The organism is Halomonas sp. CSM-2 (genome assembly GCF_002119345.1).
GTDB lineage: Bacteria > Pseudomonadota > Gammaproteobacteria > Pseudomonadales > Halomonadaceae > Vreelandella > Vreelandella janggokensis.
The window spans coordinates 61,780-87,791 of the sequence record NZ_NBYR01000012.1 but is presented as its reverse complement, the minus strand read 5'-3'; the positions used below and the strand labels follow the sequence as shown (position 1 = coordinate 87,791).

Here is a 26,012-nt window from a genome sequence, read left to right as displayed (position 1 = left end):
GCCATGTCCCTCAGACTCAAGCGGTTAACGCGTCGGAAAGGCGGTTCAATCGTCCACGTACCGAGCCGTCAATGACGGTATCGCCGGCACGCAGGATGACGCCACCAATCAGCGTTTTATCCACCTGAGTGGTAATGGAGATTTCGCGATTCAGACGTTTCTTGAGCGCGTTCTTTAGCTTGGTTTTCTGCTTGCTATCGAGCTTGTAGGCCGATAACACCAAGACATCAAGCCGCTGTTCATGATCGGCGCGCAGGCGCTCGAACTGATCAGCCATTGATGGCAAGGCATTAAGTCGGCCTTCATCTGCCAGAGTGTCCAGAAACCGCCGTTGAGCATCATCGCCTTGATCGGGCAAGACGCCCGCCAGCAACTCAGCTTTCTGTTCGGCCAGTAGTTTCGGATTACCCAGAAACCGATGCACATCACTGTCTGTGACGGCTTGACTCAAAGATGCAAGCGCTTTTGACCAACTATCCAGCGCCTCATGATCACGCGCGTATTCAAACGCCGCCTTAGCGTAAGGACGAGCGACGGTCAGTAATTCCGCCATGATTCACCTCCTTACAGTTCAGCAGCCAGCTCATCGAGTAACTTGCGATGGGCTTGTTCGTCGACCGACGCTTCCAAGACGCGCTCAGCACCGATGATGGCAAGGTGAGAGACTTGGGCACGAAGATCCTCTTTAGCACGGTTCACTTCTTGCTCAATCTCGGAACGTGCGCTTGCCACCAGACGTTCGCCTTCGGCGCGGGCCTGATCGCGAGCTTCTTCAACGATCTGAGCAGAACGCTTGTTGGCCTGCTCGAGAATTTGAGAAGCCTGTTCCTTGCTCTCACGCAGGGTCTGCTCGGCTTTCTCCTGGGCGACTTCGAGATCGCGAGAAGCACGGCTGGCTGCGTCCAGGCCATCAGCAATTTTCTTCTGACGCTCATGGAGCGCGTTGCTGATCGGCGGCCACACATACTTTATGCAAAACCAGACAAAGACCGCGAATGCGATCGTCTGCCCAATTAGCGTCATGTTGATATTCACAGGGATGTACCTCTGACAGGTTCGTGGCGACCGGAGTGAAACAGAACCGAGCGGGAAACCGCTCGGCTAAGCTGTCATTAACCGGCAACAACGAAGATCAGGTACATAGCGATACCAACACCGATCATCGGAACGGCGTCAAGCAGACCGGCCATGATGAAGGTTTTGGTTTGCAACTGATCGCCCAGTTCTGGCTGGCGTGCTGTGGACTCAAGCAGTTTACCACCTAGCATAGCGAAGCCTAAGCCAGTTGCCAGAGCACTAACGCTGATGATGATGGCGGCAGCGATGTAGACAGTTTCCATGATAAAGCTCCTGATAGTACGTTAATTTCAAGGGTTTAGGTTAAGGGTATTGTGCAAAAAGTTGCGCTTGATTAATGATGCTCGTGGGCTGCGCTTAAATACACGATGGATAATGTCGTGAAAATAAATGCCTGCAACGAGACCACTAAAATATGGAAGATGGCCCACGGCACATCTAACAGCCAGATTGCCCAGAACGGCAGGAGGGCGATGAGGATAAAAATCACTTCCCCGGCAAACATATTGCCGAAAAGACGCAGCCCCAGGCTGATCGGCTTAACAATCAAGCCTACAAGTTCCAGTACTAGGTTGAATGGGATGAGAGACCAGTGGTTGAAGGGAGTCAACGACAGCTCTTTAGCAAAGCCGCCCACCCCCTTTATCTTGATGCTGTAGTAAATAATCATCAAGAACACACCAAGTGCCATTCCCAGCGTAGCGTTCACATCGGTAGTAGGTACAATTTTCATGTAGTCGACGCCAAGCTTGGCGAACAATTCAGGGAAGTAGTCGACTGGAATAATTTTCAAACTGTTCATAAGAAGTATCCATACGAACAGCGTCAAAGCGATGGGAGCAATATGCTTATTTCTCCCATGGAAGGTGGCATGCGTCAGGTTTTCGATAAACTCAATGACCATTTCCACTGCGTTTTGTAGCCCACCGGGTACCCCTGTGGTGGCTATTTTACCGGCTTTGTGGAAAGCCCAGATAAATAACAACCCCATGGCGATGGACCAACCCATGGTATCCAAATGGATTGCCCAAAACCCCATTTCGGTAGCTTCTTCAGAGGTGGACGCAAGCGACCAACCGTTCTCTGGATGCTTTCCAAAGGTTAGGTTCTGGAGGTGATGCTGTATGTAATAAATGGCCGATACTTCATTATCCACTGCCATACTGCTTCCTCAGGTTTAGGGGGTCGACCCTTCGTGTACCAGCCATGGTGTTAGCCAGTGCATGAGTTGGGCCACCACATAGGCGACAAAGAAAAAAGCGGGGTTTGAAGGGGGCACTAGTACAAAAACCAGCGCAAAAAGCGCCACCGTCAAACCAAACTTACCCATTGCTGCTTGATAAAAATTCAACACGCTACGTTGTTGTTTTCCTCTCTGCTGACGCAGCCCACGCCACACAAAGTACATTGATGGGAGAAGGCTATTCATTCCGCCTACCAATGCAGATAACGCAGCGTCTATCCCAACCCATAATGCGGCTAGCATCGTCATGAACATGGTAGCAGCTAGCTGGGCCTGAAATAGCCGCTTAAAATCTAGACGTCGCCGCTGGGTTTCGTATCGCTGCATAGCACTTGGGAAAATACCCAGCCTCATTAATGAAAACCCACTGCTCGACAAGCTAATACCTCGACAACCAACTTATCCTGCACAAATCTTGCGCGATTATAGGGAAGCGCTACCACACCTTCAACCGAACTTGCACCGAATTTACCTGTTAAGGGGCCTAATTGCGACCAAAGAGAGAAAACATGCCTACTTCTCGCACGACATTTGATAGCTTGCTATTTAATATGATTTAAGATGCCATCCAATTCTTCAAGACTTGTATAACGTATCGTTAATTTACCTTTACCTCTCTGACCATGGTCAATTGACACGGGAGCACCAAGCAGTTCCCCCAGTTGAGTTTCCAGACGCGCCACGTCGGAGCTTTTTGCCTGACGCCGTGGTGTCGGCGCTACCGGTTGGCTTTGTACTTTCTTGACCAAGGCTTCCGTGGCGCGAACAGTCAGGTCATTGTTGACCACTTCGTGGGCAACCTGGCGCTGTTGGGCGCTGTTCAGTGTCAGCAGGGCGCGCGCATGCCCCATATCCAGATCACCGCGTTCGAGCAGCGTCTGTACCTCATTATCCAGCGCCAGCAGACGTAACAGATTGGCCACCTGGGTACGCGATTTGCCTACCGCATCGGCCATCTGCTGCTGGGTCATTTCAAACTCGTCGCCTAACCGTTTCAATGCCAGCGCTTCTTCAATGGCATTGAGGTTCTCGCGCTGAATGTTTTCGATCAGTGCCAGCGCCAGGGCGACTTCGTCGCTAACGTCACGGATGACCGCCGGGATAACGTCCAATTCGGCTAGCTGGGCTGCCCGCCAGCGGCGTTCACCGGCCACGATCTCGTAGCGGTCCTGACCGATTGGCCGCACGACAATGGGTTGCATGACCCCCTGCGCACGTATCGAATCGGCCAACTCTTCAAGCGCTTCAGGCTGAATATCCCGCCGCGGTTGATATTTTCCCCGTGACAACTGACCAAGCGGTAAGCGTTCAAGACGCTCCTGGGTCTGTGGGGCAATATCTTCTGCAATGCCATCATTATCTGGCGCCGGGGATGAGCCTGCGGCAAACTCCAGACTGTCGCGGCGGCGGGCACCAGCACCAATCAGAGCATCCAAGCCACGTCCTAGCGCGGGTTTACGCGTCATGGGCATTCCCTCGTGAAAAATAAATCCGTCGTGGTGATTATAGCGCGAGTCGACGAATTAGCTCTTTTGCTAATACACGGTAGGCCTGGCTACCGCGCGAGAAGCGCGCATACTGGGTGACCGGCAGGCCGTGACTGGGCGCCTCTGCCACTTTGACGTTACGCGGAATCGTGGTTTTCAGCAGGGCATCACCGAAATAGTCGCGCAACTGCTTGTCGACTTCACGGGTCAGGCTGGTCCGCTTGTCGTACATGGTGCGCAGAATACCGGAAATCGCCAGATCGGGATTGATGCTTTGCTTGATTTGCTCAACCGTATCGAGCAGCGCCGACAGCCCTTCCAACGCGTAGAATTCACACTGTAGCGGAATCAGCACCCCGTGAGCGGCCGTCAGCGCATTGACGGTCAGCATGTTGAGCGATGGAGGGCAGTCAATCAGCACCACGTCGTATTCGGCGAAGACGCTGGCAAGGGCGTTGCTTAAGCCGCTTTCACGCTGATCGGCATGCATCAGTTCCACTTCTGCCGCGGTCAAATCACCGTTGCTGGGTAGCACATCGTATTTGACTGGCAGCTTGCGAACGATAGTATCAGCGGCCGTCGCCTCACCCAGAAGAACGTCCAAAACGCTCTTATCCAAGCTGTGCTTGTCGATACCACTGCCCATACTGGCGTGGCCTTGCGGATCAAGGTCCACCAGCAGCACCCGACGGTCGAGTCCAGCGAGGCTAGCAGCCAGGTTCACGGCTGAAGTGGACTTGCCCACGCCGCCTTTCTGGTTGGTTAGGGCAATGATCTGGCTCACTTACTCAACTCCTTGTGGGGTCAGAATCAACAGCTGTCGCTCGGCCGTCTCAAAGGGGACATGTAACGCGTGTCTTGTATAAAGCTGAACATCACCCGGCAGATCACGCAATTCTTCATTGGCACCAGGGCCTTTCATCGCCAGCCACTGTCCTTCCGCCGTCGGAAGTTTTCGCGTCAGATTGACAAAATCCACCAAACTGGCAAATGCCCGCGAAATCACTTGATCAAAGACGCTGTCAGCAAACTGCTCTACCCGCGCTTGAACGGGGGTCACGTTCGACAATCCGAGCTCCATCACCGCCTGGCGCTGAAAGCGGACTTTCTTGCCGTTGCTGTCCAGAAGGGTCACGGATAGCTCGGGCTTGAGAATGGCCAGGACCAGCCCCGGCAACCCGGGACCTGCACCAACATCAAGAAGCTTGGGCCCTTCGACAAACGGCAGCACGGCTGCACTATCCAGCACGTGGCGCGATACCATGTCGTTAACATCGCGTACTGCGGTGAGATTATAAGCCCGGTTCCACTTGTGCAATAGCGCAAGCAGGCCCAGCAGTTGATCACGCTGCTGGGCTGTTATTGGGGTGCCTAATGCGCTGAGACCTTCATCCAGCCGCGTTTCGACCTGGCTGGGTAAATCGGAAAACAGCGTTGATACGCCGCTCATCCGTTGGCCACCTCGGGTGTCGATATCAGCCGACGTTTCTTGAGTTGAATCAGCAATATCGATACGGCCGCAGGCGTCACGCCCGAAATACGCGCCGCCTGGGCGAGAGTTTCAGGCCGTGCTTCGCTGAGTTTTTGGCGAATTTCATTGGATAGGCCTTCAACGCGGTGATAATCCAGATCAGCAGGTAGGGGCATCGCCTCATGGCGTTTGAGTTTATCAATCTCGTCCTGCTGACGATCGATATACCCCTGATATTTTGCCTGAATCTGCACTTGTTCAGCCACGGCCTCGTCGGTCACCGGAGAAGCTTCCAGACCGGGAAGATGGGTCAAGGTCGCATAGCTCAGTTCCGGGCGTTTCAGCAGATCGCTCAACCGGTACTCGCGGTTCAACGCCTGGCCGGTGTGCTCGGCGATAACAGCGGCGGCCGGGCTTTTCGGCTGAACCCAGGTACTGGCAAGCCGAGCCGACTCGTGCTCGATGGCATCGCGCTTTTTACTGAACGCTGCCCAGCGCATGTCATCCACCAGCCCCAATTCGCGACCTTTTTCAGTGAGCCGGAGATCGGCGTTGTCTTCACGCAGCAACAGACGGTATTCCGCGCGTGACGTGAACATGCGGTAGGGCTCCTTGGTACCCATGGTGATCAGATCATCGACCAGTACCCCAAGGTAAGCTTCGTCACGGCGTGGATACCACGCTTCCAACTGCCTGGCACGGCGTGCCGCGTTCAGTCCAGCGAGCAAGCCCTGAGCCCCGGCTTCTTCGTAACCGGTAGTGCCGTTGATTTGTCCGGCAAAAAACAGGTTGTGGATAAATTTGGTTTCCAGGGAGTGCTGCAAATCCCGTGGATCAAAGAAATCGTACTCGATTGCGTAGCCTGGCCGGGTGATATGCGCGTTTTCCATTCCCTTGATCGAGCGTACGACCTGAAGCTGTATATCGAACGGCAATGAAGTGGAAATTCCGTTGGGATACAGCTCATTGGTATCCAGGCCTTCGGGTTCGATAAATATCTGGTGGCTCGATTTATCGGCAAAGCGATGGACCTTGTCTTCAATCGAAGGGCAATAGCGTGGCCCGATGCCCTCGATCACGCCCGAATACATTGGTGAACGTTCGAGGTTCGCCATGATGATCTCATGGGTGCGCTCGTTGGTGTGCCCAATGTGACAGCTCATCTGTTCGGGGTGCATTTCCCTTGAGCCCAGATAGGACATCACCGGCGTTGGCGTGTCACCAGGTTGTTCTTCAAGTTGAGAGAAATCAACGGTTTTGGCATCAATGCGTGGGGGTGTACCGGTTTTCAGACGATCAACCCGGAACGGCAGGGCACGCAGTCGCTCAGCCAATGCATTGGAGGGCGCATCGCCTGCTCGGCCACCGCGAGTTTGATCAAGTCCGATGTGGATCACACCGCCGAGAAAAGTACCGGTCGAGAGCACGACGGATTCACTGTGAAACCGGATACCGGTTTCCGTCACCACGCCCCGCACGGTGTCGTTATCCACAATCAGATCGCCCGCGGCCTGCTGGAAAATCGTCAGATTTGGCTGGTTTTCAAGCATGCCACGAATGGCTGCTTTGTAGCGTACGCGGTCAGCCTGGGCGCGGGTCGCTCGAACAGCAGGCCCCTTACGTGCGTTCAAGACACGAAACTGGATGCCACCTGCGTCTGTGGCAAGACCCATGGCGCCGCCTAACGCGTCAATTTCCTTGACGAGATGGCTCTTGCCGATCCCGCCAATTGCCGGATTACACGACATTTGGCCGAGCGTTTCGATGTTGTGCGTAAGCAACAGGGTTTGACAGCCCATGCGAGCAGAGGCCAATGCGGCTTCAGTTCCCGCATGGCCACCGCCGATGACAATGACATCAAAGCGGTCAGGGTAATTCAAGAGACACCTCGTCTTGTGCCATCAGGCACGGATGAGTTGAGTCGGTGCATGCGCACCTTAATTCAATAAGCCCGCCAGTATAAACCCCTTGTGGGTAACCGTCAGTTTTTTCCACACCCCGTTTGTTCAGCAGCGCTTACTAATAACAACATAAATATTATATAAGAGAAGTTCTATTGATGTTGTTACTACTGGTGTGGACAAAATCTGTTGATAAGCGATTTTATATCTTTTTTATCAATACGTTATGTTGTTGACTTCTACATGATTAAACGGCGGATTAACTGAGTAGAAACCGTGTTGGGCCTGTGGATGAAAGCTTGTTTTATCCACCGCTGTGATGAGACACGGTTTTTCCACTCGTGTATACCAGGGTTGTTACCGTGACTGTGAACAAGGGAAGGAAATACGCTGCTATCGAGTTCGAAGGCGGCGTGATGCAGGTTAAAAGCAGGTTGTGACAACCTATAGAAATAAATTATCCACAGGCAAAAAAAATGGCCTGTGGTGATCACAGGCCATCAAATGTCGGTTACCAAGCGTATTTTTTGGCTAAATCAGTGCTTGAGTACCCGGGCTAAAAACGATTGCGTACGTTCGTGTCGAGGCGCATCGAATAGCTGTTCGGGAGGCCCCTCTTCGGTGATTTCCCCCTGGTGAATGAACACCACACGGTCGGCGACTTCACGCGCAAAGCCCATTTCATGGGTGACGATCACCATGGTCATGCCCTCTTTAGCGAGCTCTCGCATGGCATCCAGTACCTCGCCAATCATTTCGGGGTCCAGCGCCGACGTAGGCTCGTCAAACAGCATTAATCGCGGTTCCATGGCAAGTGCACGTGCGAGTGCCACACGCTGCTGCTGACCGCCAGACAGCTGGCTGGGATACTTATCCGCCTGGTCGGAGATCCCAACGCGGTCAAGCAGACGCTTGGCAGCTTCCAGGGCGTCTGAACGGTTCCAGCCACGTACTTTCATGGGAGCGAGGGTGATATTGTCGATAACGCTTAAATGAGGAAACAGGTTGAATTGCTGAAACACCATGCCGACTTCGGTACGGATGGTTTGCAGTGCCTGGCTACTCTTGCCGTTAGGTAGCAACTCGTTACCGTCAACTTCCAGCGAACCGGTCTGGAATTCTTCCAGTCCGTTGATACAGCGGATCAGGGTGGATTTACCCGACCCACTTGCACCGATCACCACGACCACTTCGCCAGGTGTGATGTGCATATCTATGTCTTTGAGTACGTGCAGGCTACCAAAGTGTTTATTGAGCTGCTGCATACGCACAATCTGCTGAGCTTTGTCGTTCATTGTGCGTCTCCTTATTGGCCTACCAAGCCTTTGTTTTCAAGCTGTCGCAAGATGATTGAAAGGGTCCAGGTGATAGCCAGGTACATGATGGCCACCATCAGATAGACTTCCATCGCGGTAAAGGTGCTGGCGATATAAACCTGGCCTTGACGAACCAGCTCACCCACCCCGATTACCGAAAATAAAGAGGTATCCTTGATGCTGATGATACTTTGATTACCCAGGGGCGGGATCATCCGGCGAAATGCCTGAGGCCAGATAACGTAACGAAACGACTGGGTACGTGAAAGACCCAGCGACAGGGAGGCTTCCCGCTGGCCACGTTCAATGGATTGAACACCGCCCCGCACGATTTCGGAAATATAAGCCCCCGAGTTCACCGCTATGGCCGCAATACCTGCAACGAGCGCATTGATAGGGCTTCCCAACAACTGAGGCAGGCCGTAGAAGATAAACAGCACCTGAACCAGAATCGGCGTGCCGCGAAAGACCTCGACGTAGACGATGGCGGGCCAGCGCAGCCAGCGGAGGGGACTTATGCGCAGGAGGCCAAAAAAGATGCCGATAAAAAAACCGATGGCGAGTCCGCCAAAGGAAATCAGCAGGGTGTAGGGGATCCCCGGTAGCAAATGGGGAATCGAGTTAATGGTCGCTTCCCAATTAAACTCAAAGCTCGGTTCCACGCGCGTTCTCCTGAGAGATGAGAAGACAAACGAACAGGGCCGGGGGCGATGCCGCCCGGCCCTGATGAAATGGTCAAATAACGTTCAGCGATAATTATTCGTCGCTGGGCGCTTCACCAAACCATTTTTCATAGATTTCATCGTAGGTGCCGTCTTCGCGCATTTCAGCCAAGGCTTCGTTGGTAGGTTCTACCCACTCGCTGCCTTTGTTGAAGACGATGCCATATTGCTGGCCTTCGTAGAGGGGACCCACCACTTTAGTACGGCCTTCACCGCGGGTTTGCGAGAAATAAGCCACGTTGGGTGCGTCGTAGAAGACAGCATCGACGTTGCGGCCCAGCAGGGCCATGTACATGTCGGAAGTGCCGGGGTAGGGCGTATAGTCGGCGTCGTCACCAAACTTTTCTTCCAGAAAATCGTAGCTGGTGGAGCCTGTTTTGGTGGCGATGGACATGCCTTCCAGGTCATCAATGTCTTCAACGTCGCTATCGGCGCGAACGATGATTCTCAGGCCTGAATCGTAGTAGGGGTCAGAGAAGTCAACGATCTCCGCCCGTTCTTCGGTAATGGTGATCCCGGCAATGGCGATCTCCTGATTGCCGGTTTGCACCGCAGGAATAATGCCTGAAAAGTCCATGGTGGTGAGATTGACGTCAAAGCCTGCCCGGTCGGCCACTTCGTTGATGATATCGATGTCGAAGCCAACCATCTCGCCGGTGTCTTCATCCATCATCTCAAACGGTACGAAACTTGGGTCGGTAGCGACATTGACGCTAGGCGTCTCTTGCGCCTGAGCAGAAGCGCCGCCCAACGCAAGCGTCAGGGCGGATAAAGAAAGTACGGTGCTTGATAGCAGCGATTTCATAGGTTTTCCCCGTGGTTTGTATGGCAAAGTGCCAGCAAAGCAGTGTGCACCGCTTTGCGACTGGTACTTAAGCCTGTTATTGACCTAATAACCTTGGCGAGAAACCATCAGGGCGTCAAGTCACGGGTGGGAATTGCGATAAACGCTGGGTCGACGCAGTTCGATATTCAAGGGAAACCGCTACACCATAAATGAAGCCCCGCAACCACATGTAGTGGTGGCATTGGGGTTTTGAACTCGAAAACGCGCCCCTGCAAGGCCTTCTTCGTAGTCAACGGTTGAGCCCACCAGGTATTGGTAGGAGAGGGGATCAACCACCAGAGCGGCGTCACCAAATTCGATAACCGTGTCGTCATCGGCAACGTTATCGGCAAAATCGAAGCCGTATTGAAAGCCTGAACAGCCACCGCCGGTGACATAAACGCGTAGTTTAAGCGTTGAGTTGTTTTCCTCTGCCATCAAGGCGTTGATGCGTTTTTGAGCACTATCGGACAACAACAGTGGCGTTGGAACAAAGGATTCTGCGCTGCTCATGGCTACCTCCCGTGAGCGAATGGGGCGAGTGTCGTTTTAGTGACAGACGCTCGCCCCGAAGCGAATAGACTGCATGGATACTAATTATGAGTAAAACCTAGCAAAAGGGTCAACTATTACCGACCCAATGGAGGCTAGGGCATAACCGCCGGGGCACTGAGGCCGGTGGCTTCGTCATAGCCAAACATCAGATTGAGATTTTGAACGGCTTGCCCCGAAGCCCCTTTCACCAGGTTATCGATCACCGATAGCACCACTACCGTGTCGCTATTCTCCGGGCGGTGAACTGCAATACGGCACGTATTGGTGCCTTTCACACTGCGTGTTTCCGGGTGACTGCCAGGGGGCATGACGTCAACGCAGGGTTCGCCTGCGTAGCGACGTTCAAACAGTGTCTGAAGGTCACCGGGTGCTTCAATGAGCGTCGAATACAGGGTGGCGTGAATACCGCGAATCATGGGCGTCAGGTGCGGTACGAAAGTCAGGCTCACTGCACCGGCTTGAATGTCTGTCAGCCCTTGGCGGATTTCGGGCAAGTGGCGATGCCCGGAAGCACCGTACGCTTTCATGGATTCGCTGGCTTCGGCCAATAGCGAACCGACTTTAGCCCCGCGACCGGCACCCGTGACGCCTGATTTGCAGTCGGCGATCAGCCGGCCGGCATCGACCAAACCGGCCTCCAGCAATGGCAGATAACCCAACTGAACGGCAGTGGGGTAGCACCCTGGCACAGCGACAAGGCGCGCCGTTTTAATCTGTTCACGGTGCATTTCCGGCAGGCCATAAACCGCTTCGCCAAGCAAGGCAGGTGCTCCGTGGGGCTGACCATACCATTGCGCCCATTCGTCGGCGTCACGTAGGCGAAAATCCGCGGAGAGGTCAATCACGCGGGTACCTTGATCCAGCAGTTCACTGGCCAGTGCGTGAGCAACCCCGTGGGGCGTGGCAAAAAACACCGCATCCAGACGACCAAGCTGTTTGGCGTCGGGCTCGCTAAACGCCAGCGTGTCGTAGTGCCCGCGCAGATTTGGGTACATGTCGCTGACTCTCACGCCCGCTTCTGAACGTGACGTGATGGCTGTTACTTCGACGTGAGGGTGCATGGCAAGAAGCCGAAGCAGTTCAACGCCTGTGTAGCCTGTGCCGCCAACAATGCCTACCTTAATCACAATGACTCCTTGCAGTTTTTGAGCGCAAAACGAATCGCCAACGGCTTAAGCATAGGATACCAAGCTGTTTATGCGTATCCAGCTATGATACACAAGAGTGTATAGACACAAGAGCAAGGATGGTTGCCTGTGGCGCTTTTTTCTCGATCTGATTTCACCCTGGACAGTTTTCGGCGCCAGTTGGCCAATGTCGATGCGCTGCCGCAGCTATGCGTATTGGGCTTGGTGTCGGGGCTGATTACCGGTGCCTTGATGGTCGTGTTTCGCTTGCTACTCTCTGCGGGGGCGTTGCTTTATATGCCCGAGGGCAATCCTGAAGCGTTTGAGTCACTGGCACCCTGGGGGCGGGTGGCGCTTCCGTTTATCGCTGTTGGCCTGATCGGCGCCTTGCTTTACCGCCAGAAAGCCACGGCCCGCAAGCTTGGCGTGGCCCATGTCATCGAACGCTTGACCTACCACCAAGGCCGTTTCCCGCTGCGTAACTGGCTCAACCAATGGTGGGTGGGTGTCGTGGCCGTACTGGGAGGCCTCTCGGCGGGTCGCGAAGGGCCTGCCATTCATCTTGGGGCGGCGGCATCGAGCGGCCTTGGTCAGCGGATGCGTCTACCCAACAACAGTTTACGGGTACTGGTTGCCTGCGGCACCGCCGCGGGAATTTCAGCCTCGTTTAACACCCCGATTGCCGGTGTCATCTTCGCCATGGAAGTGGTGATGATGGAGTACACGATGATGAGCTTTATGCCCGTTATATTGGCGTCCATGATGGGGGCGCTGGTGGCGCAAGTGGTTTACGGCAATCAACCGGCGTTCCATATCCCCGACGTTGCCCTTGGTTCATTAATGAACCTGCCCTGGGTGGTGATGACGGGCCTGGTGATTGGTTTGTTGGCGGGCGGGTTCATTCATTTATCGCGTTTGGAGCGTTTTCAGCAGTGGCCCTTGTGGGGCCGCCTGGGTGTTGTTGCGCTTATAACCGGTGTGGCCGCCTTCTGGTTTCCTGAGGTGCAAGGGATTGGCTACGACAGTGTGGCCGCCGCGCTCAATAACCAGTTGGCGGTTCAGGTGCTTCTGGCGTTGATTGCGGTAAAGCTTGCCGTGACGGCCCTGACGGTTGCCGGCGGGGTACCTATCGGGGTCATCGGCCCGGTATTGGTGATAGGAGCCGCCACAGGCGCCCTGAGTGGCCACTTGGGGGGCTGGGTATGGGAAGCCAAAGCCGCTGACCCGGGCATTTATGCCATGTTGGGAATGGCCGCGATGATGGGAGCCGTCTTGCAAGCACCGCTGGCAGCGCTTATGGCTCTGCTGGAGTTAACCCATACGCCAGGTATCATGTTGCCGGGAATGTTGGCAGTGGTGGTTGCCTGCTTGACGTCGCGTCAATTAACCGGTTGCGAAGGGTTTTTTATCAGCAGCGTGCGCTATGGGCTGCACCCGCTACAGCAACCGCTGATGCAAGCGCTATCCAGGGTGTCGGTGCCAGCGGTGATGGAGCGTCATCTGGTTCGCACATCGCGGATGATAACGCCCGATCAGGCGCGCCGCTTACTGGAAAATAACCCGATATGGCTGGTGATCGAACGATCCAGTTCTGATAAGCCGGTTCTTGGGCTAAAAGCCGCTGCCCTGGCGCGTTGGATGATTGAACACGATGAGTCGTCAAGCGATAACGCCTCAACTGAAGGATTGATCGATTTATTGGAAGTACCTGGGGAGCGGCTTGAAATGGCACCCATCGCGCTACAGGCGACCCTTTCCGAAGCCTTTTTGACGTTGCAGAATGACGCTCTGGACGCGCTTTATGTGGTTCACGGTAATCGGCCGAAACAACAGCGTATTTCAGGTATCATCACCCGGGGCGCTATCGAGCGTTATTACCATTACAGCGATCCTCGCGATAATGATTCATCTCACAAAGAGCCTTGGCCTAAGGAGTGACAATGTATTTATGGATCAAAGCGATTCATCTAATCGCGATGGTAACCTGGTTTGCGGCCATGTTTTATTTACCCAGGCTGTTTGTCTACCATGCCCAGGCACGCGATGCGGATGATCAGCAAGCGATGACGTATTTTACGACCATGGAACGTAAGCTTTATCGGGGCATCATGATGCCGTCGATGATTGCCGTGCTGATTTTCGGTGGCTGGCTTTTGTATCTGGCACCCGCCTGGCTCAGCCAGGGATGGATGCATGTAAAACTGCTGCTGATTGCGCTGTTAATTGCCTACCATCACGTCTGCCTGATTTACTTCAAGCAGTTCAGCCAGGCACGTTGCACGAAAAGTCATGTATTTTTCCGCTGGTTTAACGAGTTACCGGTGATTGGCCTGATCGGCATTATCTTGCTGGCGGTGGTGAAACCGTTCTGATGCGACAACCATTACCTCCTGTTGTATTAGTACTGGCCGGGCATGACCCGACCGGCGGAGCCGGGTTGATCGCCGACAGCGAATCCATTGCTGCCTGCGGCGGCTGGGCGGTGACCGTGCCCACCGCGCTGACCATTCAAAACTGCCATAACGTAGTGCGGGTGGTGCCCACGGATGCTTATCTCATCAACCAGATGGTCGATGAGATCGCGACTCTGCCGGTGGCGGCCATCAAGCTTGGCTTGATTAGCAGCGAGTCAACCCTTGAGGCGGCGATATCGATTATCCGGCGTTTCCCCGGTGTGCCGGTGGTGGCCGACCCGGTGCTCAAAGCCGGTGGCGGTGCTGAACTCTCGACCCCCGAATTGCGTCAACAGTATATCGAGCGGCTGCTTCCTCTGGTCGATATCCTGACGCCCAACCGGGCCGAGTTGGCAGCACTCACGCCTGAGTGTCAGTCAACGGATGACGATACGGCCAGGGCGGTGGCCTTGCTTTCGCTGGGTTGTCAGGCGGTGCTGGTGTCAGCAACCGATGATCCGCTACCCGGCAATGACGATCAGGTGCTACTGACGCTGCATTCACCGGATAATACCCGGCAGTGGCCATGGCCGCGTCTACCTGAACAATTTCATGGTTCAGGGTGCACGCTGGCATCCGCGATTGCTGCGCGCCTGGCTGTAGGTGAGCGCTTACTTACTGCGTGTGAGCAAGCTCAGCACTATACCTGGCAAAGCTTGTCACATGGCTATGAGACGCCAAGCGGACAGTTTTTACCCAATCGTACCCCGCGCGCTTCACGTTTTTGATTTGATGACGCCACGCAATTAATGAAGAGGACGCCATGACGACTTCCGCTGAATTGTTTGAACTTGCCAGCCGCCATATTCCTGGTGGCGTTAACTCCCCGGTGCGGGCCTTCAAGGGGCTGCATCGCCCGCCGGTATTCATGGAGCGCGCGCAAGGCGCTTATCTGTTCGATGTTGAAGGCAATCGCTACGTCGACTACGTGGGTTCATGGGGGCCGATGATTACCGGGCATGCAGACCAGGATGTGCTTGCGGCGGTCCGTGCCAGGTTGGATAACGGGTTATCGTTTGGTACCCCCACGGCGGTTGAAACCACCATGGCGGATCTGATCTGCGAAATGATTCCGTCGATGGAAATGGTGCGTATGACCAGCTCTGGCACCGAAGCCACAATGTCGGCCATCCGTCTGGCACGCGGCGCCACCGGGCGAGACAAGATCGTCAAATTTGAAGGCAACTACCATGGGCATTCCGATTCGCTGCTGGTTAAAGCCGGGTCCGGGGCATTGACGCATGGCGAGCCGAGCTCACCCGGCGTACCGGCGTCGCTTGCCGAACATACCATTACCTTGTCGTATAACGACCCCGAAGGTGTTGAGGCATGCTTTGAAGAAATGGGCGATCAGATTGCCTGTATCATCGTCGAGCCGGTCTCCGGCAACATGAACTGCATTCCGCCGCAGCCAGGCTTTCTCGAGACGCTGCGCCGCGTGTGTAACGAGCACGACAGTATCCTGATTTTTGATGAAGTGATGACCGGCTTTCGGGTTGCCCTTGGCGGTGCTCAGGCTCATTACGGTGTGACCCCCGACCTCACCTGCCTTGGCAAGATCGTGGGTGGCGGTATGCCGGTCGGTGCCTTCGGCGGCAAACGCGAGATCATGCAGAACATTTCGCCGATGGGGCCGATTTACCAGGCGGGTACACTCTCCGGCAATCCGCTGGCCATGGCGGCTGGTATCGCGCTTCTGACCAAGCTTCAGGTACCCGGCTTCCATGATGCCCTGACTCAACGTGTTGAAACCTTGTGCACCGGTCTGCAGGAACGCGCCAACGCCGCCAATGTGCCAATGATGACCCAATCGGCAGGCGGCATGTTCGGGATCTTTTTTACCGGCCAACGCCGTGTGGATAACTTTGCCCAGGCGACCGCCTGTGACCCCGAAGCGTTTCGCCGCTTCTTCGGCGCGATGATCGACCAAGGCGTGTATCTGGCGCCCTCGGCGTTCGAAGCGGGCTTCATGTCCAGCGCCCATACGCCAGAAGATATTCAAAAAACCCTGGATGCTGCCGAGAAAGCCTTTGCCTTAATGTAACAGCAAGTAACGAAAACTCCGCTATACTCAAAGAGCCGCTGATAAAAGCGGCTCTTTGCGTTGTAGAGGCCATTATGAAACGACTCTGGACGTGGCCAGGCGCCACGCTATTGGCAATGGGGTTAACCCTTCACCTACCGCTAAGCGCTCAATCGCTTGAGGAACCATCGATGAATCCGATTCGTATTACCATGGAAGGGTCGGAAGGCGCGGCGTTCTCCGCCCATTGGCGCATTACCCACGAGGGTGAAACTACCGAACATATCGAGGAAAACGGCACGGTACCGGCGGAATTCAATTTTGAAGGCACCGCACTGGAAGGCACGGTCAAGTTGTTAAGCGATGGTGATCGCCTGGAAGTGGATATTCAGAAAGGTAGCAACCGCTCGCGTTCGTCTACTCAGGGCAAGGGCGGTACGCTAACGGTGTCGATCAGATAATAAAAAACCGCCTCTGAGAAGAGGCGGTTTTGATCAAGGCAGCGTTATGAGCGCTTAGTTGCCTTGTTGAACATAGTTATAGTTGAAAGAGCCAGTAGTGCGGATTTGAGAGAAGTTTTGCTGAGAAGGATCTCCCATTGCACCGCTCTGATTGACGCTATTGTAATTGTAGTTACCGACGGAGCGAACGAACGAATCGTGGCCATAGCCGGTTTGCTCAACAGCAGTGTAGTTACCGTTGCCTGACAGGATAATATCGCTATCCAGTTCGTCACCAGTCTGTGTGGTGTAGGTCTTGTTGAAATCACCTACAGCCTTAACGTAGCTGTCGTTTAGCTCGCCGTCTTGTACCACACTGGAGCTGTTGCGGTAGCCATCCTGCTCAACCCATGAATCATTCAGCTCGCCATCTTGGACGACATTAGCGTAGTTGAAGGCCCAGCTGCCGCCGAATTTACCACCACGTTGGTCAATAATGGAGTCGTTTTCGTCACCAACTTGTGAGACGTCTGCGCGGTTTCCTTTATCGCGCTGCTCGATTAATGAATAGTTTTCACCCACTCCTGAACCACCCACCACATCGTCCTGCTCTACGTTGGCGGTATTAAAATCACCGATTTGCTTGATGCGGGAATCTTGCGTGCCCCACTGAACAACGTTGGTTGAGTTGAAATCGCCGGTCTGGTCGATTAAAGAGTCATTGCCCAGGCCGCTGCCGTCATAGGATGGGCCAGCCATACCATCAATGGTATTGCGTGAACCGTTGAATTCAGGTCCTGGTGATGTTTGCGCCAGGGCAGATGCACTCATGGCAAGCGCGATAGCGGCGGCGATAGCAGTCATTTGAGTTTTCATGGTGTTTCCCCTTTACGATTTACTTGCTTTAGTTATTACTGAGGCAACCAGTGTTGCTCAGTAGGTTTCGACGGTGACTGGACGCGCATTTCCCGAGAAAGCATTTTGCTCTACGTTAATGCTGCGGTAGCCACTCCCCGATTGTGAAATCTGTATATAACTATTACTGCCAGACTGGGAGACATTTGCTTTTAGAAGTTCCCGTGCATCACCTGCTTGGGTAATGCTGGCTTCATGGGCATTGCCTTTTTGCAATATCACACCAAAATTGTTGCCACCCTTTTGGGCGATATTGGCGGTATTAAAGTTACCGAACTGAAATATCTTGGAAAAATTACCGCGTTGGTAACTAGCTGAGTAAGATTGGTTTACCGTGGCACTATTGTTATTACCTATCTGGTCAATAATGCTGTAGTTGCCCCGATAGTTATTGATATCAACCTGGTTAAAGAACTGCTCGATGCGACTGTCGTCAGCATTAACTGGTGCGGCAGTAAATATGCTGGCGGCCAATAGTGTTGCCAACAACATTGAATGTTTGGCTGGGGAAATCCCCATTGATGCTTTATTGACGCGCTGCCGTTTCATGATGAAGCCCTCTGAAACATTTTGTATCCAAATGTATTCTATGTGTTGAGTTTGGACTATTTGGCGGGCTTCGCTATCGTAAGTTTTAGGGTTTGTAAGACGATTTTTTTAATTATATTCGTCTTTTATGGTACTATATTCTTAATACTTTTTTTGGGCTCTAGTATTAAAATAAAAAAGCCATGCAGTATGCATGGCCTTAATAAGTTGTTAATTTTATAATTTATGTTTTCCCATTATTTGACCAATTACAACTGGGGTATGGGGGCATTCAAGTAATCAGCAAGAACCGTGTCTGCAAAGTTAACGTCGTTGCTGAGGTTCCAAAGGTTGTTTTCTACGCCCCGAGCAATTAAGTGGATAACCGCTGATTCAATAGAGGACATTACCGCCATCTGGACTGGCTCGTTGGTAGTGATGCCTGCTTCTGCTTCCAAAAGGCGTCTAAAATCAATAAAACGATAAACGCCAGCGCGCAGTTCTTTCGAGTAGATGGTCTTTGTTGTCGTTACGTTGGCAAGTACTTCACCCGTAGAAATTTCCACCGCTCGCAAGTTAACCGTTACTTGGTCAACCTGGTATTCCCCCGACGCCCCAATCCCAAAATATTCTGCCCCCGCACCGCCGGTTCGTATATTAGATTCGTAAGCAATGATACCACCTTCCAGCATGACCGAAGCAGCACGTAATGAGGGGAGAGTATCGGGTTGATTAAAGCGCTCGAACTCAGCACGAATAATACGTCGCTCTGTTAACAGATTTTGCAGGCCCACCCGCTCCAGTGGGATGAACCAACCAGAATCTGCCAGGGCGCCGGTTAACATCGCAGCGGCACCTTGGGTCACTGCCGTGGAAAAGGTACTGGCGGGCGCAGGCCGATACTGCCCGGTTTGATCGCGGAAATCATATACCGAGACAAAAATTTTGCCTGCTGGTGGCGGTAGCGAGACAAGATCCTGGTAGGTGGCTCCCCGCGGCGTTAATGTCGCTTGGGTCCCTTCCAAATTTTCGGAATTGGCGACCATTCCCGCGCAGCCGCTGAGCAAACCTGCAATTAAAAATGTAGCTACAATCTTCATGATGATCCCCTGACTTATCCATCATTTATGACGTTTGGTTTTTTAGTTCGTACAACTTTGCGTTGATGGATGGGCTATCTCATGGGTTAAATAAACCCCCAACGCTGATATTGGTCACGTCCCCTGTCAGCTTATCGACGACGCGTACTACCAGTTCCCCGCCCTCATCGCGAACTACCACGCTGAATTCATCGCTGTCGAAGCCCCCTTCGCTGATGTCGCCTGAGCCGACATCGGTCAACAGCTGTGAAATCAAGCGACTCTCCAGGCTTTGAATTAGTCGCTCGGTGGATGAAAGACGCTCAATATCCCGGGTGTTTGGATCGGTATTGGTATCCTGGGACTGGGCTTTGTTGAGCATGTAGCTGCCCATAAAAGGATCCCCGCCAAAGGAAGGGTTCAGCGGCTCGTAAATCATTTCCCCAGCGTGGACTGGCAGCGTTAACAGTCCGACCAGCAGCGCTGAGCCGATACCTGCGGTGCGAATGGCCTGTGTTTTCATTATCGTAACTCCTCACTTCCTAAGTCTTTGTTGGAAGATAGCGCTGAGGTCAGTTGTTGACGAAGTAGAGCTTCTTCCACGATTTGTACGGCTTCCCCCGCTGTGCGATCAGCCTCACTGATTCTGGGAGAGAGTTGGGTACGGAAATGCATCTGATTGCCTTCCATGATCCATACTTGGCTTCCCCAACGGGCGTCGGGGCGTTCCTGGATGGTGATAGTGGCGTTGCCAATAATCGGGTTACCCATGGCGCGCTGGCTGAAAGCGCGGTAGAAGGTTTTACCCGCCATCGTGATGGTGCGGTCCACCATGATGCCGGTTAATTCGCTGCCGTTGCTGGGTTGTTCTGCTTTAGCGCCATCTGGGCCAGCAAGCTGGTTGATAGCGTCGACTGCGGCTTGTTCTTCGGCAAGTGCCGCTTGCCCATTGGCAGTGGGTGATACGGTCTCTGTCATTTCTTCGGCGTGAGTCGTCGCACTTGCCCATAGCAAGAAATAACAGATGATGGCGGTCTTATAGCGCACTGCTTTCATCGTCAATCCCCTTTGCCATGCACTAGTGGCGACGCTGCAAACTACGTGCGGTTTCAATGTTGGGCAGGATGGGGCCCAAATTCTGATGGATCCAATTCAGTGCCTGGATACGGTTGTGCACGTTGATTTTGCGAAAAATGTTGTAGAGATGAGACTTAACGGTGTGTTCGCTAAGAAACAGTTTTTCAGCAATCTGATGGTTGGAAGCCCCGGCACTCAACAGCGAGATAATTTCCATTTCACGGTTTGTGAGACCGCAGGCGGGCCTGAAAGCGTTGTTTTGATATTTGCGATAAAACAGGATCAACCGCGTCATGAGCTCCCGGGACATCCATAGCTCGCCCTCGAGCAGCGCATGAATGCCCTTGCAGATGACATCCAGGCTTTCATGGCGATAGAAAACCCCTTTCAACTGCGCGCAGGACAACGCTTCAAGTGCATGATCCATATCACGGATGTTAAAGGCAGCTAATGGCGCGTTATTGAGCGTCTCAGGGAGCTGATGCTGCCAGTCTGGCAGGGTATCAACGCTTATGTGATCGCTATCGATCAACATCAGGGTGTTACCCGATGACGGGGCCGTGATCCGTTCATTAGGTGACTGGATATGCACTTGGCACTCGGTATGAGTCCCTAGATATTCAGCAAATAGTTGTGATTGTGGGCTTTTTTCGGTAACGACAAATACCGTATCTGTAGCCTTTTCCTGCGGCATTGGAGGACCCTCATAGAAATCACGCATTAGCAGGTAGCCATTTTATTGTTGTCTAATAGTTTTTAAATGTAAACGTATGTTACTAGAAAATCATCAAATAAGATGAAATTAATTGGTGATTTAAGAATAAGTATATGAATATATTGGTTTATTATTTTCATAATCTTTGAAAAATTTTTGATGGAAATACATCGCGTTACATTTGGATTGCTTTTTTCGAACAAGGGGCATGCGTAGACTGGTAGTTCACCCTAGGAGCTCGCCGGATGACCAGTACTCAAACGCTTGTGCTTGCCAGCGGAAACGTTGGTAAATTGAAAGAATTCAATGAATTATTAGCGCCACTTGGGTTCGATGTGCGTACCCAGGCTGATTACGGTGTCCACGACGTGGCGGAGACGGGCGTGACCTTTGTGGAAAACGCGCTTATTAAAGCTCGTGAAGCGAGCCGCCAAAGTGGATTACCGGCCCTTGCCGATGACTCAGGTCTAGAGGTTGATGCGTTACAGGGCGCACCGGGCATCTATTCCGCCCGTTATGCAGGCGAACCCAAAAGCGACCAGCGTAATAATGCCAAGTTGCTTGAAGCCTTGCAGGATTGCCCGGAAGGGCAGCGATCGGCACGTTATTGGTGTGTTCTGGTTTACCTGCGACACCCTGAAGACCCGGTGCCCGTTATTGTGCAGCGTAGCTGGGAAGGCGAAGTGCTGGCACACCCGCGCGGTGAGGGCGGCTTTGGCTATGACCCACTATTCTGGCTGCCCGATCAGAGTTCAAGCGTGGCGGAATTACCCAGCGAAACGAAAAATCGCTTGAGCCACCGTGGTCGTGCTCTGAGCGGGTTAGTCGACGTGTTGAAGGTGGCCCATGGCTGAGCCGTTGCCACCGTTATCGCTGTATATCCATACGCCGTGGTGCGTGCGAAAATGCCCATATTGTGACTTTAATTCCCATGAGCCCAAGCGTAACGAATTACCAGAAGCCGCTTACCTGAAGGCGTTGTTACAGGATATTGATGGCGATCTTGAGCTGGCGGCGGGGCGAACCATACAGAGCATATTTATCGGCGGAGGAACCCCAAGCCTGCTTTCGCCAGGTTTCTATGGACGCCTTTTAAGCGAAGTGAGTGCTCGCTTACCATTTTCAGAGACGATTGAAATCACCCTTGAGGCCAACCCGGGTACGACTGAGCAAAGCCGCTTTACCGGTTACCGAGATGCCGGTATCAACCGGCTTTCGCTCGGGGTGCAAAGCTTTCATTCAGAACAGCTGGCGGCATTGGGTCGAATTCACGGTGGTGAAGAGGCCGTCAGTGCCGTCAGGCAGGCACGTCAGGCGGGTTTTGATAACCTCAATATTGACCTTATGCACGGCCTGCCGCAGCAGACGTCTCAACTGGCGATGGCGGATATTGAGCAAGCGCTGGCGTTATCACCTGAACACTTGTCCTGGTACCAATTGACACTAGAGCCCAACACGGCGTTTTATGTCCATCCACCGACCTTGCCTCATGAAGAAACCCTTTGGGACATTCAGGATCAGGGCCATTCACGTTTACAGCAGGCGGGACTGGAACGTTATGAAATTTCCGCTTACGCGCGCCTTGATCGACAGAGCCTGCATAATCTCAATTATTGGCAATTTGGCGATTACCTGGGCATCGGGGCGGGCGCTCACGGGAAGTTGAGTCATGTTGATACACAGGGGCAATGGCATATTGAGCGGCGTTGGAAAACGCGTCAGCCAGATGCCTATTTAAGACGCGTAAATGATCCGCGCGGTTTTATTGCAGGCAAGCAGCCTATTGCTGCAAACGAACTGCCGCTGGAGTTCTCGATGAATGCGCTGCGTCTGACCCAAGGGGTTCCTGTTTCCATGTGGTCAGCGCATACGGGGTTGCCGGTTGAGGTGTTGTTGGCGCGTTTACACAATGCCGAGAAAAAAGGACTTTTGATGGAAATGCCCAAAAGACTGCAAGCATCGCCTCAAGGTCTATTATTCTTGAACGAGTTGCTGGCTTTGATAAGCGACGAGTAACTTCATAAGTAGATGACAATGTTAAGGAGTGAGCGATGCGTATTTCTCGACTACTGACCCCGTTAGCGGCCGCTGTGCTGGTTGCCGGTTGTGCAACCTCGGACCCTTACGGCGGCGGTCAAACTCAGCGCTCATCGACGGCAACCGGCACAGGTATTGGTGCCGTTGTAGGCGCGGCTGCCGGTGCGCTGTCCGGGGATGGTAGCACCAGCCGCCGAGATCGGGCGCTGATTGGGGCGGCGGTAGGTGCCGCAGCGGGTGCTGGCATAGGGGCTTATATGGACCGCCAGGAGCAGCAACTGCGCCAAAACCTGGAAGGTTCGCGCATTGAAATTGATCGCCGCGGCGACGATATCGTGCTGAATATGCCCAGCAGCGTGACTTTCGGTTTTGATTCCGCTGAATTGACCAGCCAGGCCCGCAGCTCGTTAAACGAAGTGGCCAATGTGGTCAGTGAATATGCTGACACCCGGATCAACATTGCGGGCCATACTGATAGCACCGGTGACGAAGCCTATAATCAGCGACTGTCTGAGCGCCGGGCTCAGGCAGTAGGTAGCTACTTGAACCAGAATGGCGTGTCCTCAATGCGTCTAAGTACTCGAGGCTATGGTGAATCCCAGCCGGTGGCCAGTAATGAGACTGAAAGCGGACGCAGCCAGAATCGCCGTGTCGAAATTACCTTAACGCCCACCGGAGAAGGTCAACGCCAAGGCGGCTAAGCAATGTTGCTGTGAAGCCTTCCCAATGCCCGCTATGCTGATATGGCGGGCTTTTTTATGAGTTGTCGAATTATCATGTTGTCATATCAACACGCATATCATGCTGGCAATTTTGCCGATGTACATAAGCATTTGACGTTATTTGCAACCATCGAGTATCTGCTGCGCAAACCTTCACCGGTGACATATATCGATACCCACGCGGGTCGCGGATTTTACCCGTTGTCGAGCGAAGAAACCCAGCGCTTAAAGGAGTATCGGGATGGTGTCTGGCCTCTCTGGGAAGCAGCTCAATCGGTGTCCGACCCGCTGCTGTGCAGCTGGCTGGATGCCCTGTCCCGTGCGCAGCGCCATCCCAACGAATTGGCCCATTACCCCGGCTCTCCCTGGTGGATCAGCCAGGCGCTTCGTGCCAGGGAGCGGTTGTACGGGTTTGAGTTGCACCCTGGCGAGCACCAGCATTTCGATGATCAGGCGCTAGCAGAAAGCGTAGAACGCATTCATGGCGATGGCTTGCAGGGATTATGCCAGCGTCTGCCTGTTGCAACGCCTCGTGTCTGTGTGCTGATTGACCCAAGCTACGAGCGTAAAGACGAGTATCAGTTGGTGGCGGATACCCTTAATGTGGCGCTTGCGAAAGCGCGTCACGCGGTGGTGTTGATCTGGTATCCATTGCTGCCAGCCAACAACCACAAGGTGCTTTTGGAAGCGCTTGAGCGCAGCGGCATCCGTAAAATCTGGCGTAGCGAATTGTGCCTGCGAGACGCGGACACCCAGGAGCGCGGTATGTACGGAAGTGGAATGTTGGTGATCAACCCGCCCTGGGGGTTGGACGAACGCCTGGCCGGCGCGATGGCCCAGCTGACACCACTGCTGGGCACACAGAGCCGCTATTGCGCGTCTTGGTTGGTAGGGGAGTAGCGCTGTCTGGGAGAGCTTATTTGCCGATACAGAAGCTACCGAAAATTTCACCCAGCAGATCATCGGCGCTGAATTCACCGGTGATTTCACCTAGCGCCTGCTGCGCATCGCGTAGATCTTCCGCCAGCAATTCACCGGCGCCATTGCCTTCGAGCTGTCGGCGGCCGGTTTCAAGGGCGTTCATTGCCCGGTCAAGCGCATCCAGGTGGCGGCGGCGGGCCGAAAAACGCCCCTCGGTGGTCGCTGAAAAGCCCATGATATCTTTCAGGTGCGCTTTCAAGTTATCCACACCCATCCCTGTCTTTGCAGAAAGACGCACCGTGGGTGGGGTTGTGGATAAGTCTATGCCGGCCTGTTCGGCGCTGGTGTCGATTTTATTACGTACCAGCGTCAGGCGCTGCTGGTCCGGCAGCCGGGCGACAAATTCAGGCCAGATTGCCATGGGGTCGGTTTCATCGGTCGTTGACGCATCGACCAGGAGCAGCACGCGGTCGGCGCCTTCGATCTCTGCCCAGGCCCGTGCGACGCCGATCTGCTCAACGGCATCCGGCGTATCGCGCAGCCCTGCGGTATCAATCACATGCAGCGGCATCCCGTCGATGTGGATATGTTCGCGCAGCACATCCCGCGTGGTACCGGCAATATCCGTGACGATGGCGGTGTCCTGCTCGGTCAGGGCGTTGAGCAAGCTCGACTTACCCGCGTTGGGACGCCCGGCAATGACAACGCTCATGCCCTCACGCATCAAGGCGCCCTGGCCAGCAGCAGACCGAACGTCGATAAGCTCACGGTTTACCTCGTCCAGCAGGCTCGCCACGTGGCCATCAGCCAGAAAGTCGATTTCTTCCTCGGGAAAATCAATCGCCGCCTCGACGTAGACGCGCAGTTCGATAAGCCGCTCTACCAGCGCGGCTACCCGATTGGAAAACTCGCCCTGCAGCGAACGCACCGCGTTTTCGGCGGCCGAGCGGGAGGTGGCATCTATCAGGTCGGCAATGGCCTCGGCCTGGGCCAGATCAAGCTTGTCATTCAGAAAAGCACGCTCAGAAAACTCTCCTGGCCTTGCCAGACGGGCGCCTAACTGGACGCAGCGCTCAAGCAGCATATCCATGATCACCGGTCCGCCATGGCCTTGCAGTTCGAGCACATCTTCACCGGTGAACGAGTGAGGGTCCGGGAACAGTATAGCGATCCCCTCATCGATACTGCTTTCTGCGCCCATGAAAGCGCCATAGTGTGCGTAGCGGGGGTCTGGGCAGTGGCCTAGCATGGCGACGGCAATGTCGCGGCAGGCTGGGCCAGAAACACGAATAATACCGACGCCACCACGACCGGGAGGCGTGGCCAGGGCGGCGATGGTGTCTTGGGTATAGAGTCGGTCTGCCATGGCGTTTCTCT

General features: G+C 53.9%; 30 protein-coding genes. 9 read left to right on the top strand and 21 right to left on the bottom strand.

The genetic code is table 11. The features are described from left to right. Nucleotides 1-16: 16 nt before the first annotated feature. From B7L15_RS11950 to argC, 14 genes are all read right to left on the bottom strand, one after another. Nucleotides 17-553, bottom strand: a complete 537-nt coding sequence (locus B7L15_RS11950) for a F0F1 ATP synthase subunit delta (RefSeq protein ID WP_085919195.1) — start codon at nucleotides 551-553, stop codon at nucleotides 17-19. A gap of 11 nt (nucleotides 554-564) precedes the next feature. After that, complete coding sequence (locus B7L15_RS11945) at nucleotides 565-1,035, bottom strand: F0F1 ATP synthase subunit B (protein ID WP_085919194.1); 471 nt, start codon at nucleotides 1,033-1,035, stop codon at nucleotides 565-567. Between the two features lie 77 nt (nucleotides 1,036-1,112). Continuing rightward, entirely contained in the window at nucleotides 1,113-1,340 is a 228-nt protein-coding gene (atpE, locus tag B7L15_RS11940; RefSeq protein ID WP_085919193.1) for a F0F1 ATP synthase subunit C, read from the bottom strand. A 71-nt stretch (nucleotides 1,341-1,411) separates the two neighbouring features. After that, nucleotides 1,412-2,239, bottom strand: coding sequence for a F0F1 ATP synthase subunit A (gene atpB, locus B7L15_RS11935; RefSeq protein ID WP_085919192.1), 828 nt, complete (start codon nucleotides 2,237-2,239; stop codon nucleotides 1,412-1,414). Nucleotides 2,240-2,254: 15 nt separating this feature from the next. Further along, entirely contained in the window at nucleotides 2,255-2,647 is a 393-nt protein-coding gene (locus tag B7L15_RS11930) for an ATP synthase subunit I (protein ID WP_085919191.1), read from the bottom strand. A 215-nt stretch (nucleotides 2,648-2,862) separates the two neighbouring features. Then, nucleotides 2,863-3,786 (bottom strand): ParB/RepB/Spo0J family partition protein, encoded by a 924-nt coding sequence (locus B7L15_RS11925; protein ID WP_085919190.1) that lies wholly within the window; start codon nucleotides 3,784-3,786, stop codon nucleotides 2,863-2,865. 37 nt (nucleotides 3,787-3,823) lie between these two features. Further along, nucleotides 3,824-4,591 (bottom strand): ParA family protein, encoded by a 768-nt coding sequence (locus tag B7L15_RS11920; protein WP_085919189.1) that lies wholly within the window; start codon nucleotides 4,589-4,591, stop codon nucleotides 3,824-3,826. Next, nucleotides 4,592-5,257 (bottom strand): 16S rRNA (guanine(527)-N(7))-methyltransferase RsmG, encoded by a 666-nt coding sequence (gene rsmG / locus B7L15_RS11915; protein WP_085919188.1) that lies wholly within the window; start codon nucleotides 5,255-5,257, stop codon nucleotides 4,592-4,594. Next, a complete protein-coding gene (mnmG, locus tag B7L15_RS11910) occupies nucleotides 5,254-7,158 on the bottom strand; it encodes a tRNA uridine-5-carboxymethylaminomethyl(34) synthesis enzyme MnmG (protein WP_085919187.1) in 1,905 nt (634 codons plus the stop codon). The genes rsmG and mnmG overlap by 4 nt, the downstream gene beginning before the upstream one ends. 557 nt (nucleotides 7,159-7,715) lie before the next feature. Beyond that, nucleotides 7,716-8,474 (bottom strand): amino acid ABC transporter ATP-binding protein, encoded by a 759-nt coding sequence (locus tag B7L15_RS11905; protein ID WP_085919186.1) that lies wholly within the window; start codon nucleotides 8,472-8,474, stop codon nucleotides 7,716-7,718. Between the two features lie 11 nt (nucleotides 8,475-8,485). After that, entirely contained in the window at nucleotides 8,486-9,157 is a 672-nt protein-coding gene (locus tag B7L15_RS11900) for an amino acid ABC transporter permease (RefSeq protein WP_085919185.1), read from the bottom strand. 94 nt (nucleotides 9,158-9,251) lie between these two features. Next, nucleotides 9,252-10,022 carry a transporter substrate-binding domain-containing protein gene (locus B7L15_RS11895; protein ID WP_085919184.1) on the bottom strand — a complete coding sequence of 257 codons (771 nt, stop codon included), beginning with the start codon at nucleotides 10,020-10,022 and terminating at the stop codon, nucleotides 9,252-9,254. 180 nt (nucleotides 10,023-10,202) lie between these two features. Then, nucleotides 10,203-10,556, bottom strand: coding sequence for an iron-sulfur cluster insertion protein ErpA (erpA, locus tag B7L15_RS11890; protein ID WP_066315652.1), 354 nt, complete (start codon nucleotides 10,554-10,556; stop codon nucleotides 10,203-10,205). A gap of 134 nt (nucleotides 10,557-10,690) precedes the next feature. Continuing rightward, nucleotides 10,691-11,725: an N-acetyl-gamma-glutamyl-phosphate reductase gene (gene argC, locus B7L15_RS11885; protein WP_085919183.1), complete on the bottom strand. Its 1,035-nt coding sequence runs from the start codon at nucleotides 11,723-11,725 to the stop codon at nucleotides 10,691-10,693. Between the two features lie 129 nt (nucleotides 11,726-11,854). Here argC and B7L15_RS11880 point away from each other — a divergent pair, with 129 nt between their 5' ends. From B7L15_RS11880 to B7L15_RS11860, 5 genes are all read left to right on the top strand, one after another. After that, nucleotides 11,855-13,663: a chloride channel protein gene (locus tag B7L15_RS11880; RefSeq protein WP_085919182.1), complete on the top strand. Its 1,809-nt coding sequence runs from the start codon at nucleotides 11,855-11,857 to the stop codon at nucleotides 13,661-13,663. 2 nt (nucleotides 13,664-13,665) lie between these two features. After that, nucleotides 13,666-14,097 carry a protoporphyrinogen oxidase HemJ gene (gene hemJ, locus B7L15_RS11875; RefSeq protein ID WP_085919181.1) on the top strand — a complete coding sequence of 144 codons (432 nt, stop codon included), beginning with the start codon at nucleotides 13,666-13,668 and terminating at the stop codon, nucleotides 14,095-14,097. Continuing rightward, entirely contained in the window at nucleotides 14,097-14,906 is an 810-nt protein-coding gene (gene thiD, locus B7L15_RS11870) for a bifunctional hydroxymethylpyrimidine kinase/phosphomethylpyrimidine kinase (RefSeq protein WP_085919180.1), read from the top strand. The genes hemJ and thiD overlap by 1 nt, the downstream gene beginning before the upstream one ends. A gap of 35 nt (nucleotides 14,907-14,941) precedes the next feature. Next, nucleotides 14,942-16,222 carry a glutamate-1-semialdehyde 2,1-aminomutase gene (gene hemL, locus B7L15_RS11865; protein ID WP_085919179.1) on the top strand — a complete coding sequence of 427 codons (1,281 nt, stop codon included), beginning with the start codon at nucleotides 14,942-14,944 and terminating at the stop codon, nucleotides 16,220-16,222. Nucleotides 16,223-16,296: 74 nt separating this feature from the next. Then, on the top strand, nucleotides 16,297-16,662 hold the full coding sequence (locus B7L15_RS11860) for a hypothetical protein (RefSeq protein ID WP_233337315.1): 366 nt from the start codon (nucleotides 16,297-16,299) through the stop codon (nucleotides 16,660-16,662). 54 nt (nucleotides 16,663-16,716) lie between these two features. Here B7L15_RS11860 and B7L15_RS11855 read toward each other — a convergent pair whose 3' ends face one another. The 6 genes from B7L15_RS11855 to B7L15_RS11830 all read right to left on the bottom strand — a co-directional run bounded on the left by B7L15_RS11855 (nucleotide 16,717) and on the right by B7L15_RS11830 (nucleotide 20,934). After that, nucleotides 16,717-17,517, bottom strand: coding sequence for a hypothetical protein (locus B7L15_RS11855; RefSeq protein ID WP_085919178.1), 801 nt, complete (start codon nucleotides 17,515-17,517; stop codon nucleotides 16,717-16,719). Between the two features lie 57 nt (nucleotides 17,518-17,574). Further along, a complete protein-coding gene (locus tag B7L15_RS11850; protein WP_254902927.1) occupies nucleotides 17,575-18,105 on the bottom strand; it encodes a hypothetical protein in 531 nt (176 codons plus the stop codon). Nucleotides 18,106-18,353: 248 nt separating this feature from the next. After that, nucleotides 18,354-19,184 (bottom strand): CsgG/HfaB family protein, encoded by an 831-nt coding sequence (locus B7L15_RS11845; RefSeq protein WP_085919177.1) that lies wholly within the window; start codon nucleotides 19,182-19,184, stop codon nucleotides 18,354-18,356. A gap of 79 nt (nucleotides 19,185-19,263) precedes the next feature. Beyond that, on the bottom strand, nucleotides 19,264-19,686 hold the full coding sequence (locus B7L15_RS11840) for a curli assembly protein CsgF (RefSeq protein ID WP_085919176.1): 423 nt from the start codon (nucleotides 19,684-19,686) through the stop codon (nucleotides 19,264-19,266). Beyond that, complete coding sequence (locus B7L15_RS11835; RefSeq protein WP_085919175.1) at nucleotides 19,686-20,219, bottom strand: CsgE family curli-type amyloid fiber assembly protein; 534 nt, start codon at nucleotides 20,217-20,219, stop codon at nucleotides 19,686-19,688. Before B7L15_RS11835 ends, B7L15_RS11840 begins: the two co-directional genes overlap by 1 nt. Nucleotides 20,220-20,241: 22 nt before the next feature. Next, nucleotides 20,242-20,934, bottom strand: a complete 693-nt coding sequence (locus B7L15_RS11830; protein WP_085919174.1) for a LuxR C-terminal-related transcriptional regulator — start codon at nucleotides 20,932-20,934, stop codon at nucleotides 20,242-20,244. Between the two features lie 266 nt (nucleotides 20,935-21,200). On the opposite strand from B7L15_RS11830, the gene rdgB reads away from it, so the two are divergent. From rdgB to B7L15_RS11810, 4 genes are all read left to right on the top strand, one after another. Then, the gene (gene rdgB, locus B7L15_RS11825; protein WP_085919173.1) at nucleotides 21,201-21,809 is read left to right on the top strand and encodes an RdgB/HAM1 family non-canonical purine NTP pyrophosphatase; all 609 of its coding nucleotides are present in this window, start codon (nucleotides 21,201-21,203) and stop codon (nucleotides 21,807-21,809) included. Beyond that, on the top strand, nucleotides 21,802-22,971 hold the full coding sequence (hemW, locus tag B7L15_RS11820) for a radical SAM family heme chaperone HemW (protein ID WP_085919172.1): 1,170 nt from the start codon (nucleotides 21,802-21,804) through the stop codon (nucleotides 22,969-22,971). The genes rdgB and hemW overlap by 8 nt, the downstream gene beginning before the upstream one ends. Nucleotides 22,972-23,006: 35 nt before the next feature. Then, entirely contained in the window at nucleotides 23,007-23,693 is a 687-nt protein-coding gene (locus B7L15_RS11815; protein WP_085919171.1) for an OmpA family protein, read from the top strand. Nucleotides 23,694-23,768: 75 nt separating this feature from the next. Further along, the gene (locus B7L15_RS11810) at nucleotides 23,769-24,614 is read left to right on the top strand and encodes a 23S rRNA (adenine(2030)-N(6))-methyltransferase RlmJ (protein WP_085919170.1); all 846 of its coding nucleotides are present in this window, start codon (nucleotides 23,769-23,771) and stop codon (nucleotides 24,612-24,614) included. A gap of 16 nt (nucleotides 24,615-24,630) precedes the next feature. On the opposite strand, the gene mnmE is transcribed toward B7L15_RS11810, so the two are convergent. Next, nucleotides 24,631-26,001: a tRNA uridine-5-carboxymethylaminomethyl(34) synthesis GTPase MnmE gene (mnmE, locus tag B7L15_RS11805; protein ID WP_085919169.1), complete on the bottom strand. Its 1,371-nt coding sequence runs from the start codon at nucleotides 25,999-26,001 to the stop codon at nucleotides 24,631-24,633. Nucleotides 26,002-26,012 lie beyond the last annotated feature (11 nt).

Bases quoted from the DNA above. Each gene is read 5' to 3' on its own strand.
- B7L15_RS11950 (WP_085919195.1), bottom strand. From the start codon at position 553: ATGGCGGAATTACTGACCGTCGCTCGTCCTTACGCTAAGGCGGCGTTT.
- atpE (WP_085919193.1), bottom strand. From the start codon at position 1,340: ATGGAAACTGTCTACATCGCTGCCGCCATCATCATCAGCGTTAGTGCT.
- atpB (WP_085919192.1), bottom strand. From the start codon at position 2,239: ATGGCAGTGGATAATGAAGTATCGGCCATTTATTACATACAGCATCAC.
- B7L15_RS11930 (WP_085919191.1), bottom strand. From the start codon at position 2,647: ATGCAGCGATACGAAACCCAGCGGCGACGTCTAGATTTTAAGCGGCTA.
- B7L15_RS11925 (WP_085919190.1), bottom strand. From the start codon at position 3,786: ATGACGCGTAAACCCGCGCTAGGACGTGGCTTGGATGCTCTGATTGGT.
- rsmG (WP_085919188.1), bottom strand. From the start codon at position 5,257: ATGAGCGGCGTATCAACGCTGTTTTCCGATTTACCCAGCCAGGTCGAA.
- B7L15_RS11905 (WP_085919186.1), bottom strand. From the start codon at position 8,474: ATGAACGACAAAGCTCAGCAGATTGTGCGTATGCAGCAGCTCAATAAA.
- B7L15_RS11895 (WP_085919184.1), bottom strand. From the start codon at position 10,022: ATGAAATCGCTGCTATCAAGCACCGTACTTTCTTTATCCGCCCTGACG.
- erpA (WP_066315652.1), bottom strand. From the start codon at position 10,556: ATGAGCAGCGCAGAATCCTTTGTTCCAACGCCACTGTTGTTGTCCGAT.
- hemJ (WP_085919181.1), top strand. From the start codon at position 13,666: ATGTATTTATGGATCAAAGCGATTCATCTAATCGCGATGGTAACCTGG.
- thiD (WP_085919180.1), top strand. From the start codon at position 14,097: ATGCGACAACCATTACCTCCTGTTGTATTAGTACTGGCCGGGCATGAC.
- hemL (WP_085919179.1), top strand. From the start codon at position 14,942: ATGACGACTTCCGCTGAATTGTTTGAACTTGCCAGCCGCCATATTCCT.
- B7L15_RS11860 (WP_233337315.1), top strand. From the start codon at position 16,297: ATGAAACGACTCTGGACGTGGCCAGGCGCCACGCTATTGGCAATGGGG.
- B7L15_RS11855 (WP_085919178.1), bottom strand. From the start codon at position 17,517: ATGAAAACTCAAATGACTGCTATCGCCGCCGCTATCGCGCTTGCCATG.
- B7L15_RS11850 (WP_254902927.1), bottom strand. From the start codon at position 18,105: ATGAAACGGCAGCGCGTCAATAAAGCATCAATGGGGATTTCCCCAGCC.
- B7L15_RS11845 (WP_085919177.1), bottom strand. From the start codon at position 19,184: ATGAAGATTGTAGCTACATTTTTAATTGCAGGTTTGCTCAGCGGCTGC.
- B7L15_RS11840 (WP_085919176.1), bottom strand. From the start codon at position 19,686: ATGAAAACACAGGCCATTCGCACCGCAGGTATCGGCTCAGCGCTGCTG.
- B7L15_RS11835 (WP_085919175.1), bottom strand. From the start codon at position 20,219: ATGAAAGCAGTGCGCTATAAGACCGCCATCATCTGTTATTTCTTGCTA.
- B7L15_RS11830 (WP_085919174.1), bottom strand. From the start codon at position 20,934: ATGCCGCAGGAAAAGGCTACAGATACGGTATTTGTCGTTACCGAAAAA.
- rdgB (WP_085919173.1), top strand. From the start codon at position 21,201: ATGACCAGTACTCAAACGCTTGTGCTTGCCAGCGGAAACGTTGGTAAA.
- hemW (WP_085919172.1), top strand. From the start codon at position 21,802: ATGGCTGAGCCGTTGCCACCGTTATCGCTGTATATCCATACGCCGTGG.
- B7L15_RS11815 (WP_085919171.1), top strand. From the start codon at position 23,007: ATGCGTATTTCTCGACTACTGACCCCGTTAGCGGCCGCTGTGCTGGTT.
- B7L15_RS11810 (WP_085919170.1), top strand. From the start codon at position 23,769: ATGTTGTCATATCAACACGCATATCATGCTGGCAATTTTGCCGATGTA.
- mnmE (WP_085919169.1), bottom strand. From the start codon at position 26,001: ATGGCAGACCGACTCTATACCCAAGACACCATCGCCGCCCTGGCCACG.